This is a genomic window from Kitasatospora sp. NPDC015120, assembly GCF_043080305.1.
Taxonomy (GTDB): Bacteria; Actinomycetota; Actinomycetes; order Streptomycetales; family Streptomycetaceae; genus Kitasatospora.
Map to the genome: position 1 here is coordinate 17136 of NZ_JBIBVJ010000011.1, position 13870 is coordinate 31005.

Genomic DNA, 13870 nt, shown 5'->3' on the forward strand with positions numbered 1-13870 from the left:
GGGTCCGACGGTCTCAGCGGGGCTCGACGGTGACGGTGACCGGGGTGCCCGGGCGGGCGTGCGGGAGCCGGACGCGCAGCCGGCCGGCGTGCTCGCCGTCCGGCTGGTCGAGGTCGGCGCGGGCACCGGCCGGGCGGACGGTGACCCGTGCCCCGGCGGGGAACGCGGCGGCCGGCAGGGCGAGTTCGGTGGTCCGGCCGGTGCCGTCGGCCTGCCACCCGACGGTGTGCCGGGTGCCGTCCGCGGTGGTGCGGGCGCCGGTGCCGGCGACCGCGACCGGGTACGGGCCGAAGGCCGGTTCGTCGCCCGGGGCGGGCCGCCCGGCGGGGTCGAGCGCACAGTAGCCGCCGTTGCCCCGGCACCAGTACCACATCGTCCAGCCGGCCGCGAAGCCGTCCATGGCCTCGACCTGGCGGCGCACCAGCAGGGTGTTGCCGGGCCGGCGGGAGTCCGGCGGGCCCCATTCGCCGACCAGCACCGGCAGCCGGTGGGCGGCGGGGTAGCCGGTGACGGCGGCGGTGTAGCGCTCGACGAAGCCGCCGGACGGGTCCCAGTCGGCCCCGGACTCGACCGCGGTGTCGTAGAAGTGCGGCGCGTAGCCGATCCGGGGCGCGCCCGGGCGGGGGTCGGTGAAGCCCGGCAGCCGGGTGGGCACGCCCTGGCCGACCAGCACCGTCGGTTCGACGAACAGCCAGGCGCGGTCGTCCGCCCGGCGGACGGCGGCGATCAGCCGGCGGTACATGGCGGCGAGCCGGCCCTGTTCCAGTTCGGCGGCGGCGCGGGCCAGCGCCCGCGGGTCGGCCGGGTCGCCGTCCACGGGGCCGAACGGCTCGTTGAACAGGTCGTAGCCCAGCAGGGAGCGGTGGCCGCGCAGTTCGCCGGCCAGCCGGGTGTAGAAGCCGGCCTGCCGGGCGCGCAGGTCGGGGTCGTCGTAGAGGTGCCGGAAGGCGGCCTGGACGGCGGGCTGGAAGTAGCCGGCGAACCAGTCGTCGGGGTCGGCCTCGAACGGCAGGCCGTCGTCGCGGGTGGCCCAGGGCGGGATGCCGTTGGTGCCGCCGACGAACCGCGGGCCGTAGACGTCCTGGTGGAAGTCGACCAGGACCAGCACGCCGGAGCGGTCGGCCTGGTCCAGGAGCCGGTGCAGCCGGCGCAGTTCGCCGGGGTCGAGGCGGCCGGGGGCGGGCTCCAGCCTGGTCCAGGAGACGGGCAGGCGGATCAGGGTGAAGCCCTGCGCGGCGATCGACCGGACGTCCTCTTCGGTGGCCTCGGCGTACTTGTCGAGGTTGAAGCCGCGCAGCCGCAGCCGGCGGCCGGAGGCGTCGGTGAGGTCGGTGCGGCCGTCCGGGGCGGTGGCGGTGCCGGTGGGGAACACCGGTGCGGGGGAGGGGGACTGGGCCCGGGCCGGCGCGGCCGGCAGGGCGAGGGCGGCGGCGAGCAGGAGGGTGGCGGCGGTGCGGCGTGAACGCATCGGGACCTCCGGGGCGGGCGGGGGTGGGGCCCGATGATGCCGGGCGGGCGCGTCCGCCACAAGACTCCGGTGCGCGGCGGCTCCCGGGGTCCGCCGGTGGTGCTCAGTCGGCGGGCTCCGGCGCGGGGCCGGCCGGCAGTACGGCGGTCGGCAGGTCGGCGGCGGCGGCCAGCCGGCCCCAGAGCAGGTCGGCGAGGGCCTGGACCATCCGGGTGCGCGAACAGGGCCGGGACTCCAGCCACCAGTCGCCGGCCGCCAGCACCATGCCGGTGATGGCCCGGCCCCAGGCCTCGGCGAGCAGTTCGCGGTCGGCGCCGAGGTCGATCTGGTCGGCGACGGCCCGGGTGATCTCCTCGGCGATCTGCTGGAGCGCCGGGGCGAGCGCGTGGCCGGCGCCGCTCGGGTCGCCCGGTTCGGGGTGGGTGAGCAGCCGGTAGACCTGCGGGCGGGCCTCGATCCCGGCGAGGTAGGTGTCCAGCACGTGTTCGACCCGGTCGCGGCGTTCCAGGGGTTCGGCGAGGGCGGCCCGGACGGCGGCCAGCAGGCCTCCGGTGTGACGGTCGGTCAGGGCCCGTACCAGGCCGTTCCGGTCGCCGAAGTGCCGGTAGAGGATCGGCTTGGTGATGCCGGCCTCGGCGGCGATCGCGTTCATGCTGGCGCCGGGGCCCTCGCGCTGGATGACCCGGTCGGCGGCGTTGAGCAGCTGTTCCCGGCGGGGTTCTGGATCCATGCGCGGTTCCCTCGTTTCGTGCGGGTGCGGGCGTTGACACCGGTTACCAAGCAGTAGCAGACTCCGACGATGTTACCGCTGGTAACACCCCGGTCGGTCGCACCCTTCTTCGGAGGCCCCCACTCATGAGCACCTTCTCCCTGGACCCGGGACCGGACCAGCTCGCCGTCCGCGACTGGCTGCACGGCTTCGCCGCCGAGGTGATGCGGCCCGCCGCCGCCGAGTGGGACGAGCGCGAGGAGACCCCCTGGCCGATCATCCAGGAGGCCGCCAGACTCGGCATCTACTCGCTCGACTTCTACGCCCAGCAGTACTTCGACCCCTCCGGCGTGGGCATCCCGATCGCCATGGAGGAGCTGTTCTGGGGCGACGCCGGCATCGGCCTGTCCATCGTGGGCACCACCCTCGCCGCCGTCGCCGTGCTCGCCAACGGCACCGACGAGCAGATCGGCACCTGGGCGCCGCAGATGTTCGGCACCCCCGAGGACGTCAAGGTCGCCGCGTTCTGCTCCTCCGAGCCGGACGCCGGTTCGGACGTCTCCGCGCTGCGCACCCGGGCCGCCTACGACGAGGCCGCCGACGAGTGGGTGCTGAACGGCACCAAGACCTGGGCCACCAACGGCGGGATCGCGGCCGTCCACGTGGTCGTCGCCACCGTCGACCCGGCGCTCGGCGCGCGCGGGCAGGCGTCCTTCGTGGTGCCGCCGGGCACGCCCGGCCTGAGCCAGGGCCAGAAGTTCAAGAAGCACGGCATCCGCGCCTCGCACACCGCCGAGGTGGTGCTGGACGGCGTCCGGGTGCCCGGCCACTGCCTGCTCGGCGGGAAGGAGAAGCTGGACGAGCGGTTGGCGCGGGCCCGCGAGGGCGTCCGCAGGAGCGGGCGGAACGCCGCGATGGCCACCTTCGAGGCCTCCCGGCCGGCCGTCGGCGCGCAGGCGATCGGCATCGCCAGGGCCGCGTACGAGGTGGCGCTCGACTACGCCGGGACCCGGGTGCAGTTCGGCCGCCCGATCATCGACAACCAGGGCGTGGCCTTCCAGCTGGCCGACATGAAGACCCGGATCGACGCGGCCCGGCTGCTGGTCTGGCGGGCCTCCTGGATGGCCGCCACCCAGCAGCCGTTCACCTCCGCCGAGGGCTCGATGTCCAAGCTCTACGCGGGGGAGACCGCCAAGTGGGTCACCGCGCAGGCGATGCAGATCCTGGGCGGCAACGGCTTCACTCGGGAGTACCCGGTGGAGCGGATGCACCGGGACAGCGCGATCTACTCGGTCTTCGAGGGCACCAGCGAGATCCAGCGGCTGGTCATCGCCCGCGCCATCTCGGGGCTGCCGATCCGCTGACGGCTCCGCAAGCCGGCTAGCGGGCGGCCCAGAAGGTGAGCCCGGCCGCGAGGGCGCCCACCGCCGTGCCGACGACCGTCTGCGCGGCGGTGTGGTCCCGCAGCACCACCCGGGACCAGCCGATCACCGCGACCGACGGGTAGAGCAGCAGCCACCACGGCCCGAGCGCGACGGCCAGGCAGACCACCGCGCCGCTCGCCACGGCGGTGTGCACGGAGACCTTCCACCAGGCGGTGATCACCAGGATCGGGACCAGGGAGGCGAACATCGCCAGCACCACCGCGGTGAGGTCGCGCGGCGCGTGCGCCAGGAGCATCCCGGCGAATCCGGCCGCGACCGAGACCATGATGAGCGGGAAGAGCGTCAGACGCCGCCGGCGGTTGCCGACGTGCCGGTCGTCCACGGTGCCCCGGCGCATCCCGAACCGGATGAGCAGGGTCGGGATCACGGCCGTGAACAGGGCCGCGAACACCGCCCAGGCGAGGCCCCGCCAGCCGTAGCGGGCCCCGCCGAGCAGGAGCAGCATCGCGATGATGACGTTCTTCGGCTCCAGGCCGTCGGTGATCCGGCGGGCCCAGGGCACCGAGGGCGTGGGGGCGGTCATCGCGTGCTGTTCCAAGGGGACGGCTCCATCGGCGGATCGGTCGTATTCGATCGCATGATCGTATCGACCGGCCTGCGGGCGGCCGTCCCCCGGTGCGGCTCAGAACCTGGGCGGGCGGCGTTCGAGGAAGGCCGCGAGGCCCTCGCGGACGTCCGGCGCCTCGCGGGAGCGGCGCTCCCAGGGCGCGAGGGCCGCGGCGGCCTGCTCCGGCGGGACGGCCAGCGCGGCTTTGACGGCGCCGATGGTCTGCGGTGAGCGGGTGGTCAGCAGCCGGGCGAACTCCAGTGCCGCCGCGTCCAGTTCGGCGGCCGGCAGGACCTGCTCGGCCAGGCCGAGGGCGGCCGCCCGGGGGCCGGGCAGCAGCTCGCCGGAGAAGAGCAGGTACTTGGCGCGGGCCGGGCCGACCAACCGGGCCAGCCGCAGGGTCGGCACCGCCGGGTAGACCACGCCCAGCTTGGCCGGGGTGATGCCGAGCCGGGCGTCCTCGGCGACGAACCGCAGGTCGCAGGCGAGCGCCAGCTGGCAGCCGCCGCCGACGCAGGCGCCGTGCACCACGGCGACGGTCGGGTGCGGGAAGGCCGCCAGGGCCTCCTCGGCGGCCACGTTGACCGCGTGGTAGGCGTCGGCGTGGTCCGGATCGCCGTAGACGTCGGCGAGTTCGGCGATGTCGGCACCCGCGCTGAAGGTGCCGCCCGCGCCGGTGACCAGCAGGACGCGCACCCCCGGCTCCTCGGCCAGCCGCTTCAGCACGCCGGGCAGGGCCTGCCAGACCGCCAGGGTGAGGGCGTTGCGCCGGTGCGGGCGGTCGAACTCCAGGACCGCGACGCCGTCCCCGCCGAGGTGGGCGTTGAGGCCGTCGGTCTCGGTGGGCAGCGGGGCGCGCTCGCGCGTCAGCAGCGGCCGGGTGGCCATGGGCACCTCCGGGAGGGTGTGGGTGCGGACACTCTCCCAGAGCGCGGCGGCCGGGTCAGGGGCGGGCCGCCCCGTAGTCGCCGAGGCCGCGTTCGGCCAGCGCGAAGGCGCGGTCGGCGGCGGCCAGGGCCTCGGGCAGGACGTCCGCGGCGCGTTCGCCGGCCAGCATCCGGCGCTGGTTCTCCTCGGTCAGCGTCAGCCGGGTGCCGAGCAGCTGGGCGGCGGCGACCCGGGCGGTCAGCGGGTCGCCCGCAGGGTCCCGGGCGAGCAGTTCGGCGGTGAGTTCGGCGCGGGCCCGCCGGTCGAAGCCGGCGTACGCCCGCAGGGCGAGCACCGGGGTGCGGTGGACCAGCCGGACCACGTCGAGCACCCCCTGCTGGTCGCTCAGCCCGGTCGCGGGGTCGAAGGCGGCGAGCGCGGCGCTGTAGTGGGCGTGCAGCGCGGCCACCGCCGAGGTCTCCGGGGCCTTCTCGCGCACCACCCGGGCGGGCTCGCCGATGTGCTGTTCCATCGGGCCGAGGACGAGGTCCTCCTTGGTGCCGAAGTAGTTGAAGACGGTCATCTTGGACACCTCGGCGGCGGCGGCGATCTCGGCGACCGAGACCTCGTCGAAGCCGCGCTCGGCGAACAGGGCGACGGCGGTCCGCCAGATCCGGATCGCGGTCCGGCGCTTCTTGCGCTCCCGCAGGCCGAGTCCGGCCGGACTTCCCCGGCGCGGCCCTGGCGGCCGCCTTCGCCACCGGCCTGCTGCTGATCACCGACTGGGGCGGCACGGCCTACGGCTGGACGTCCCCGCAGCTGCTGGGCCTCGCCGCGGCCACCGCGCTGGCGTTCGGCCTCTTCCTGTGGCGGCAGGCCACCGCCGCCGAACCGGTGCTGCCGCTCTCGCTGTTCCGGATCCCGGAGATCCGGATCGGCTTCGCGGTGCAGGGCCTGGTCGGCATGGGCCTGATGGGCGCGATCATGTACGTGATGCTCTACTTGCAGGTCGCCCGGGGGGTCGCCGCGACCTCGGCCAGCCTCTACCTGCTGCCGATGGCGCTCGGGATGACCGTGACCGGCCTGCTGGCCGACCGGCTCGGCCGGTCGGTCCGGGCGGTGCTCGCCACCGGCACCGGCTGCGCCGCGCTCGCGCTGCTGCTGCTCGGGCTGAGCGGGCCGGGGACCTCGCTGTGGCTGGTCCGGGGCGAGCTGGTGCTGCTGGGCGTCGGACTCGGGCAGCTGATCGGCCACCTCGTCACCGTCGTCCAGAACGCCGCGCCGGCCCACCAGCTCGGTGTGGCCACCACGGGGGTCCGGTTCTTCCAGACGCTGGGCGGGGCGCTGGGGGCGTCGCTGTTCGGCACCGTGCTGGCCCGGGGGTTCGAGCGGCACGAGCCGGGGATGCCGCTGGGCACCGTCGGCGGGCTGAGCGGCGCGGCCAGGGAGCACGCGGTGGCCGGGTTCGTGGACGCGGTGGACACGGTGTTCTTCTCGGCGGCCGGGGTGATGGTGCTGGCGCTGGTGCTCGCGCTGCGGCTGCGGGCGCGGGCGGCGGGGGAGCCGGTGCGCGGGGAGCAGGCGCTGGCGGCCTGAGCCGGGGGAGCGGGGCGGGGGAGCGGCGGGGCCGGTGGAGTCGTCCACCGGTCCCGCCGTCGTGCCGTCAGGCGGCGGGGGAGCCCTGCGGCTTCCACTCGTGGGCGAGCAGCGACCAGACCTCGCCGTCGTGGTGGACGCCGCCGTGCAGGTAGCTCTCCCGCAGGACGCCCTCCAGCGTGAAGCCCAGGCGCTGGGCCACCGACCGGCTGCGGAGGTTCTCCGGCCGGTTGTGCCACTCGATCCGGTGCATGCCGCGGACGGTGAAGGCGTAGTCGACCAGGTGCCGGACGGCGGCGGTGACCAGGCCGTGGCCCTGGCCGGCGGGCTCGGTCCAGACGCCGATCTCGCAGGTGCCGTTCCTGGCGTCGAACTGCACGAACATCGTGCCGCCGACCAGCGTGCCGTCCCGCCAGATGCCGTAGAGGCGGGCGGTGTCGGCGGCCTGCCGGTCCGCGTAGCGCTGCAGGACCTCGCGGGCCGAGTCGAGGTCGGTGGCGAGGGCGGCCCAGCCGATCCAGGCGTCGATGTGGGCGCGGCCGCGTTCGATGTGCTCCAGGTACTCGGGCGCCTGCCAGGGCTCCAGCGGGCGGAGCTCGGCGTTCTCGGCGAGGGGGACGGCGAACATGGGCGGTGCCTTTCGCGACGAGGGGCGGGGCGGGCGGTCTGCGGCCGTCCGTAACAAACGTTTGGTACGTAAGATAACCCCATGACACCGGCCCGTGGAGATCATGAAGCCCGCCGAACCGAAGTCTCCGAGGCGGTCTGGCGGGTGCTGTCCACCCGGGGTTTCGAGGGGCTCACGCTGCGTGCGGTGGCCGCCGAGATGGGGGCCAGCACCGGACTGCTGACGCATTACTTCCCCAGCAAGAAGGCCTTGGTCGCCCACGCGCTGGACGTCCTGGACCGGCGCTCGCTGGCCCGGCCGCGGCGGCTCGCGCCGGCCGACGGCGGACCGCCGCCGCCGGAGGGGCTGGTCCGGCTGCGGGCCGCGCTGCTGGACGTGCTGCCGCTGGACGCGCCGGGCCGGGCGGGCAACCGGATCTGGGTGGGGTCCTGGGACGTCGCGCTGGCCGATCCGGAACTCGCCGGGGCCCACGCGGCGCGGTACGCGCGGTCGCGCGGGGTGCTGGCGGAGTGCGTCGAGGCCGCCCGGCGGCTCGGCGAACTGCCGGCCGGTCCGCCGGCGGCCGAGGTCGCGGCGGCGGCGCAGGCCTTCGTGCTGGGGCTGGTGGTGCAGGCGCTGTTCGCCCCGGCGGAGTTCCCGGCGCAGCGGCAGACGGAGTTGGTGGACGGCTACCTGGCGCGGCTGGCGGCCGGCGGGGACGCGGCCGGCGCGGGCACGGGCGGAGGCGCGGCCGGTCCGCCGGTGTAGGGCGCTCCGCTCCGGGGCGTTTCCGGCAGCGGAATTCCCGGCGCAGGTCTTTCCGGGGCGTGCACGACACGGATGGTCACGGGTGATGCGCGCTCGGTGCCGGGCGTGAAATGCAGCGGGTGCGCGCAGTGCGCGGCGCCGGACACGGCGCGTTGTTGCGTGGTGGCGCCCCCAGCAGGATTCGAACCTGCGACCTACCGCTTAGAAGGCGGGTGCTCTATCCGCTGAGCTATGGGGGCGGGACGGACGGCGCCCTGGCGGGCGTGACCGTTGCCGGGATCGGGCGGTGGGCGCGCGGCGCCCGCTGACCTCTCCCGTGCCTGAGGGTGGGTGTGGGGGTTGGCGGGTCCCTGCCCTGTCGGGGACAGGATAAGGGTGTCCCGTTCCTCGGCCGGGTGTTGCGACACCGCCGTTGGTGTGTCGGCCTCGGTGGAGCGGTCCGATAATCGCAGGTGAAGGCCGTGAGTGCAGCGGTCTGGAGGTGTTCCGCGCCGGACGTTGTGCACTCGTTACGGGGCTGTCTGCCCACCCGTTATGGATTCGGCACGGAGAAAGCGCCACGGCCGAGGCCCGGCATCGACGCGGGTGGGGGGCCGTATTCGGGTTCGTTCGGTCGGATGACGTGGGCGGACGGTCCCCGGGGCCACCCCTGGGGGTGTCCCGGGGCGCCGGGACGGCCCGGAGATTCTTGTCATGGACCCGTGGGGTGCGGGTGTGATGGTCGCACAAAGGCTGAAATTCACCCCTGCGGGCGACAAAGTTTTTCCACAGGTCCGAGTTGTCCACAGGATTCCCGATCTCTCTGGTGTGCATTTCCGGGGAAGGCGCACTCTCAACCCGTGCCGGTCGATTCCGTACGGTGCAACCGAGAGAGCGGAGCGTGCTGTGAACGAGACCCAGGTGACGGTGATCGGGAATGTCGCCACCGAGGTGACGTACGCCCAGACCCCCGGCGGGGTGCCGGTCGCGAACTTCCGGCTGGCGTCGACCGAGCGGCGCTACGACCGGGCGCGGGACGGCTGGGTCGACGGCGAGACCCAGTGGATGACGGTGACGGCCTGGCGGACGCTGGCGGGGCACCTGATCGACTCGCTGTCGAAGGGGGACCCGGTGGTGGTGAGCGGCCGGCTGAGGGTGCGGGAATGGACGGAGGGCGAGGTGAGGCGCAGCCGGGTCGAGATCGACGCCCGGTCGGTCGGGCACGATCTGAGCCGTGGCACGGCGAGGTTCAGCTGGGCGCCGGGCGCGCGCAACGGATCTCCGGGGGTCCCCCCGGAGGGGTCCGCGGGGGGACCGGCGGGCGGGCTCCCCGGCCGGGCGGCCGGTGCGGCGGTCGGGCCGGAGGGGGCCGCGGGGGCGTCGGCGGCGTTCGGCGAGGCGGTGCCCGGGTGGATCGTGGACGCCCTGCGCGGCCGGCGGCCCGCGGGGGCGGGCGTCGGGGCGGTGGCGGAGGGGGAAAGCGGGGGTGACGCCTAGCGGCTGACGGGGTGTCCGGCGGGCGGTATCACTGTCGACAAATATGTGAATCGAGAACGGTGTTGCGACCCGCACGCGCAATCCCGTTCGGTTAGCGGAATGATCTCGGAATTCTGGCAGGCCGTCAGTTTGTGGAGACACTGGGAGCGTTGATAACGATACGGATACGGTATCGTCCTGATTTCGCATGGGGGTTTCCGGGCCTCTGACGCTTCATAGGATGCGTCTGGTTCACATCGTGAAGCAGCGCCACAGGGGGCGCGGCAAGCAAGGCGGGCTGCCCATCGGCATGGCCCGGCCCGGAGGGATCCCACATGTTGCAGCGGCAGGGACGGACGCTTCCCCGCATCACTACTGTCATGCTCGCGACCAGCGTTGCGCTGGCCGGGGGCCTGGTCGCGGCCGGTGCGGCGGCTGCGGCCGACGCCCCCGGCGGGGCGGTCACGGCAGTGATCCAGCCGAGCTTGATGAGCGAGGAGATCGCCATCGAGGGAAGCCACTCCATCCAGGGCGGCCTCTTCACCCTCAAGACGTCCGACGGTGGCGAGATCAAGACGTACTGCATCGACATCGACCACCCGGTCGACACCAGGAGCGGCGTCGAGTACCAGGAGTCCGACTGGAAGTCGAGCTCGCTCGGCCGCCCGGACAAGGCCGAGGACGCCTCCAAGATCCGCTGGATCCTGGAGAACTCCTACCCGCAGGTGACCGACCTCAAGAAGCTGGCCGACGCGGCCGGCGTCAAGGGCGAGCTCACCAAGGAGGACGCCGCCGCGGGCACCCAGGCCGCGATCTGGAAGTTCTCCGACGGCAAGAACGCCACCCCGGTCGACGCCGAGGCCAAGCAGCTGCGCGACTACCTCGTCAGCGAGAAGAACAAGGGCATCGCCGCCGAGCCCAAGCCGTCGCTCAGCCTCACCCCGGACTCGGTGTCCGGCAAGCCGGGCGGCAAGCTCGGCCCGTTCACGGTCAACTCCAGCGCCAACGAGGTGAAGCTCGCCGTCGGCGGTGACTCCGCCGACAAGGTCAAGCTCCTCGACAAGGACGGCAAGGAGGTCAACGCGCTGACCGGCCCGGTCGCCAAGGACACCCAGCTGTTCCTGGACGTGCCCGCGGGCACTCCGGACGGCACGGCCACCGTGGACGCCTCCGCCGAGACCGTCGTGCCCAGCGGCCGCGTCTTCCTCAGCAAGGGCTACACCCCGGCCAAGCACAGCCAGACCATGATCCTGGCCGGCTCGACCAAGCTCAGCGTCAAGGACGCCGCCAAGGCGACCTGGAAGGCCGCGAAGGGCCCGCTCGTCGACAGCAGCGCGGTCGTCGAGTGCGTCGCCAACGGCGTGAAGGTCTCCGTCACCAACGGCGGCGACGAGGCCGCCGCCGTCTCGGTCAAGCCCGGCAAGGACGTCACCGTCCAGCCCAACAAGACCGAGACCGTGCTCGTCCCGGTCGCCGAGGACACCGCCTACGACATCACGGTGAGCGGCCCGAACGGCTTCACCAAGAACTTCAAGGGCATCCTCGACTGCAAGACCGCCAGCGTGGTCACCCCGAGCCCGTCGGCCACCCCGACCACCGCCAAGCCGTCGACCCCGGCGCCGACCAGCCCGGCCCCGACGACCACCACCGCCAAGCCGGTCACACCGAGCGCCACCCCGTCGGCCTCCGTCAGCACCACCACCGCCGCCGCCACCCCCCACCCGGCGCCGCCGAGCACCGCTCCCGGCACCACCGGCGGCCTGGCCCAGACCGGTGGCAGTGACGCCACCCCGGTCATCGCCGCCGTCGCCGGCGCTCTGGTCGTGGCCGGCGGTGCCGCGGTCTTCCTGCTCCGCCGCCGCCGCGGTGGCAACGCCGCCTGAGGCGCCCGGACCGTGAACCGGTAGCGCGATCTCCGGTGGCGCGGTCCGCGACGCAGCCGGCCCGGCCCCCCGCACCACGCGTGCGGGGGGGCCGGGCCGTCGTGTGGGCGGGACACCCCGGCGGGGCACCGCGCGGGGCCGTCCGGGAGGGGGACCCGGCGGTTCGGGGCTCCGGGCCGGGTGCGGCACAATGGAAGGCTGCAAGCCGAATTACTCCCGACGACGCCGGAGCGATCTCACGTGGCGGAATACATCTACACGATGCGCAAGGTGCGCAAGGCGCACGGAGACAAGGTCATCCTTGACGACGTGACGCTCAGCTTCCTCCCCGGAGCGAAGATCGGCGTCGTGGGCCCCAACGGTGCCGGTAAGTCCACCGTGCTGAAGATGATGGCCGGCCTGGAGCAGCCCTCCAACGGCGACGCCTTCCTCTCGCCCGGCTTCACCGTCGGCATGCTCCTCCAGGAGCCCCCGCTCGACGAGTCCAAGACGGTCCTGGAGAACGTCCAGGACGGCGTCAAGGAGATCAAGGGCAAGCTCGACCGCTTCAACGAGATCGCCGAGCAGATGGCGACCGACTACTCGGACGCGCTGCTCGACGAGATGGGCAAGCTCCAGGAGGAGCTGGACCACGCCGAGGCCTGGGACCTGGACGCCCAGCTGGAGCAGGCCATGGACGCCCTGGGCTGCCCGCCCGGCGACTGGCCGGTCACCAAGCTCTCCGGTGGCGAGAAGCGCCGCGTCGCGCTCTGCAAGCTGCTGCTGGAGGCCCCCGACCTGCTGCTGCTCGACGAGCCCACCAACCACCTGGACGCCGAGTCGGTGAACTGGCTGGAGCAGCACCTGGAGAAGTACAAGGGCACCGTCGTCGCCGTCACCCACGACCGGTACTTCCTGGACAACGTCGCCCAGTGGATCCTGGAGCTCGACCGCGGCCGCGCCTACCCGTACGAGGGCAACTACTCCACCTACCTGGAGACCAAGCAGTCCCGTCTCAAGGTCGAGGGCCAGAAGGACGCCAAGCGCGCCAAGCGGCTCAAGGAAGAGCTGGAGTGGGTCCGTTCCAACGCCAAGGGCCGCCAGGCCAAGTCCAAGGCGCGTCTGGCCCGCTACGAGGAGATGGCCGCCGAGGCCGACAAGATGCGGAAGCTGGACTTCGAGGAGATCCAGATCCCGCCGGGCCCGCGCCTGGGCAACGTCGTCATCGAGGTGGAGAACCTCAACAAGGCCTTCGGCGAGAAGGTCCTGATCGACGACCTCAGCTTCACCCTGCCGCGCAACGGCATCGTCGGCATCATCGGCCCGAACGGCGCCGGCAAGACCACCCTGTTCAAGATGCTCCAGGACCTGGAGACCCCGGACAGCGGCACGGTCAAGGTCGGTGACACTGTCAAGATCAGCTACGTCGACCAGACCCGCTCCAACATCGACCCGAAGAAGACCCTCTGGGAGGTCGTCTCCGACGGTCTGGACTGGATCAACGTCGGCCAGGTCGAGATGCCCTCGCGCGCCTACGTCTCCGCGTTCGGCTTCAAGGGCCCGGACCAGCAGAAGCCGGCCGGCGTGCTCTCCGGCGGTGAGCGCAACCGCCTCAACCTGGCGCTCACCCTGAAGCAGGGCGGCAACCTGCTGCTCCTCGACGAGCCCACCAACGACCTCGACGTCGAGACCCTCTCCTCGCTGGAGAACGCGCTGCTGGAGTTCCCCGGCTGCGCCGTGGTCATCTCGCACGACCGCTGGTTCCTGGACCGGGTCGCCACCCACATCCTCGCCTACGAGGGCGACAGCAAGTGGTTCTGGTTCGAGGGCAACTTCGAGTCCTACGAGAAGAACAAGATCGAGCGGCTGGGCGCGGACGCGGCCCGTCCGCACCGCGCCACCTACAAGAAGCTGACCCGCGGCTGACACCCAGTCGTGAGTGACGACGGCCCGGCAGGCCCGCCCCGTGGGGGCAGGCCTGCCGGGCCGCGGCCCGACCGGCACGCACCGCCGCCGGGCACCGGACGTCGAGGAGAATCCGTGGCACGCCACATCTACGCCTGCCCGCTGCGCTGGTCCGACATGGACGCCTTCGGGCACGTCAACAACGTGGTCTTCCTGCGTTACCTGGAGGAGGCCCGGATCGACTTCATGTTCACCCAGGCCGCCGAGGCCGGTGCCGGCGAGTTCGCGGGCGGTTCGGTGGTGGCCCGCCACGAGATCGACTACAAGCGCCCGTTGGTGCACCGGCCCGAGCCGGTCACCATCGAGACCTGGGTGACCAGGATCGGCGGCGCCTCGCTGACCGTCTCGTACGAGATCAAGGACACCGCCGCGGACGGCACCGAGACCGTCTACGTCCGGGCGTCGACCGTCGTGGTGCCCTACGACCTGGCCGAGGGCCGGCCGCGCCGGATCAGCGCGGTCGAGCGGGAGTTCCTGGCCCGTTTCCTGGACGAGGAGCCGGCCGTCGCGGTCTGACCGCGCCCGCCCCCGAACCCGTACGCCCGACCCGTGGGTCCGTTGCCCGGATGTGAGCCGAAGCG

Annotated in this window: 13 protein-coding genes and 1 tRNA gene; 7 read left to right on the plus strand and 7 right to left on the minus strand. The window is 73.3% G+C overall.

The genetic code is table 11. The features are described from left to right. Positions 1-13 precede the first annotated feature (13 nt). A complete protein-coding gene (locus ACF1AK_RS23365; RefSeq protein WP_391500762.1) occupies positions 14-1468 on the minus strand; it encodes a glycoside hydrolase family 5 protein in 1455 nt (484 codons plus the stop codon). A 103-nt stretch (positions 1469-1571) separates the two neighbouring features. Further along, on the minus strand, positions 1572-2198 hold the full coding sequence (locus ACF1AK_RS23370; protein ID WP_391500763.1) for a TetR family transcriptional regulator: 627 nt from the start codon (positions 2196-2198) through the stop codon (positions 1572-1574). A 125-nt stretch (positions 2199-2323) separates the two neighbouring features. Between ACF1AK_RS23370 and ACF1AK_RS23375 the strand changes: the two genes are divergently transcribed. Continuing rightward, a complete protein-coding gene (locus ACF1AK_RS23375; protein ID WP_391500764.1) occupies positions 2324-3541 on the plus strand; it encodes an acyl-CoA dehydrogenase family protein in 1218 nt (405 codons plus the stop codon). 16 nt (positions 3542-3557) lie between these two features. On the opposite strand, the gene ACF1AK_RS23380 is transcribed toward ACF1AK_RS23375, so the two are convergent. From ACF1AK_RS23380 to ACF1AK_RS23390, 3 genes are all read right to left on the minus strand, one after another. Beyond that, entirely contained in the window at positions 3558-4160 is a 603-nt protein-coding gene (locus tag ACF1AK_RS23380) for a hypothetical protein (RefSeq protein WP_391500765.1), read from the minus strand. A gap of 84 nt (positions 4161-4244) precedes the next feature. Continuing rightward, positions 4245-5057, minus strand: coding sequence for an enoyl-CoA hydratase/isomerase family protein (locus ACF1AK_RS23385; protein ID WP_391500957.1), 813 nt, complete (start codon positions 5055-5057; stop codon positions 4245-4247). A gap of 55 nt (positions 5058-5112) precedes the next feature. Further along, the gene (locus ACF1AK_RS23390; protein WP_391500958.1) at positions 5113-5745 is read right to left on the minus strand and encodes a TetR/AcrR family transcriptional regulator; all 633 of its coding nucleotides are present in this window, start codon (positions 5743-5745) and stop codon (positions 5113-5115) included. A gap of 65 nt (positions 5746-5810) precedes the next feature. Here ACF1AK_RS23390 and ACF1AK_RS23395 point away from each other — a divergent pair, with 65 nt between their 5' ends. After that, on the plus strand, positions 5811-6632 hold the full coding sequence (locus tag ACF1AK_RS23395) for an MFS transporter (RefSeq protein WP_391500959.1): 822 nt from the start codon (positions 5811-5813) through the stop codon (positions 6630-6632). A gap of 67 nt (positions 6633-6699) precedes the next feature. On the opposite strand, the gene ACF1AK_RS23400 is transcribed toward ACF1AK_RS23395, so the two are convergent. Then, positions 6700-7260, minus strand: a complete 561-nt coding sequence (locus tag ACF1AK_RS23400; RefSeq protein ID WP_391500766.1) for a GNAT family N-acetyltransferase — start codon at positions 7258-7260, stop codon at positions 6700-6702. An 81-nt stretch (positions 7261-7341) separates the two neighbouring features. On the opposite strand from ACF1AK_RS23400, the gene ACF1AK_RS23405 reads away from it, so the two are divergent. Continuing rightward, positions 7342-8007, plus strand: a complete 666-nt coding sequence (locus tag ACF1AK_RS23405) for a TetR/AcrR family transcriptional regulator (protein ID WP_391500767.1) — start codon at positions 7342-7344, stop codon at positions 8005-8007. A gap of 163 nt (positions 8008-8170) precedes the next feature. Here ACF1AK_RS23405 and ACF1AK_RS23410 read toward each other — a convergent pair. Continuing rightward, positions 8171-8246 (minus strand) — tRNA-Arg (locus tag ACF1AK_RS23410). 646 nt (positions 8247-8892) lie between these two features. On the opposite strand from ACF1AK_RS23410, the gene ACF1AK_RS23415 reads away from it, so the two are divergent. From ACF1AK_RS23415 to ACF1AK_RS23430, 4 genes are all read left to right on the plus strand, one after another. Beyond that, a complete protein-coding gene (locus ACF1AK_RS23415; protein WP_391500768.1) occupies positions 8893-9483 on the plus strand; it encodes a single-stranded DNA-binding protein in 591 nt (196 codons plus the stop codon). A gap of 359 nt (positions 9484-9842) precedes the next feature. Continuing rightward, entirely contained in the window at positions 9843-11345 is a 1503-nt protein-coding gene (locus ACF1AK_RS23420; RefSeq protein WP_391500769.1) for a Cys-Gln thioester bond-forming surface protein, read from the plus strand. 240 nt (positions 11346-11585) lie between these two features. Further along, positions 11586-13250, plus strand: coding sequence for an energy-dependent translational throttle protein EttA (ettA, locus tag ACF1AK_RS23425; protein ID WP_391500770.1), 1665 nt, complete (start codon positions 11586-11588; stop codon positions 13248-13250). 114 nt (positions 13251-13364) lie between these two features. Next, entirely contained in the window at positions 13365-13805 is a 441-nt protein-coding gene (locus ACF1AK_RS23430) for an acyl-CoA thioesterase (RefSeq protein WP_380287613.1), read from the plus strand. Positions 13806-13870: the final 65 nt, after the last annotated feature.

Excerpts from the sequence above, each read along its gene's own strand:
- ACF1AK_RS23365 (WP_391500762.1), bottom strand. The coding sequence starts at position 1,468 with ATGCGTTCACGCCGCACCGCCGCCACCCTCCTGCTCGCCGCCGCCCTC.
- ACF1AK_RS23370 (WP_391500763.1), bottom strand. The coding sequence starts at position 2,198 with ATGGATCCAGAACCCCGCCGGGAACAGCTGCTCAACGCCGCCGACCGG.
- ACF1AK_RS23375 (WP_391500764.1), top strand. The coding sequence starts at position 2,324 with ATGAGCACCTTCTCCCTGGACCCGGGACCGGACCAGCTCGCCGTCCGC.
- ACF1AK_RS23385 (WP_391500957.1), bottom strand. The coding sequence starts at position 5,057 with ATGGCCACCCGGCCGCTGCTGACGCGCGAGCGCGCCCCGCTGCCCACC.
- ACF1AK_RS23400 (WP_391500766.1), bottom strand. The coding sequence starts at position 7,260 with ATGTTCGCCGTCCCCCTCGCCGAGAACGCCGAGCTCCGCCCGCTGGAG.
- ACF1AK_RS23405 (WP_391500767.1), top strand. The coding sequence starts at position 7,342 with ATGACACCGGCCCGTGGAGATCATGAAGCCCGCCGAACCGAAGTCTCC.
- ACF1AK_RS23420 (WP_391500769.1), top strand. The coding sequence starts at position 9,843 with ATGCTCGCGACCAGCGTTGCGCTGGCCGGGGGCCTGGTCGCGGCCGGT.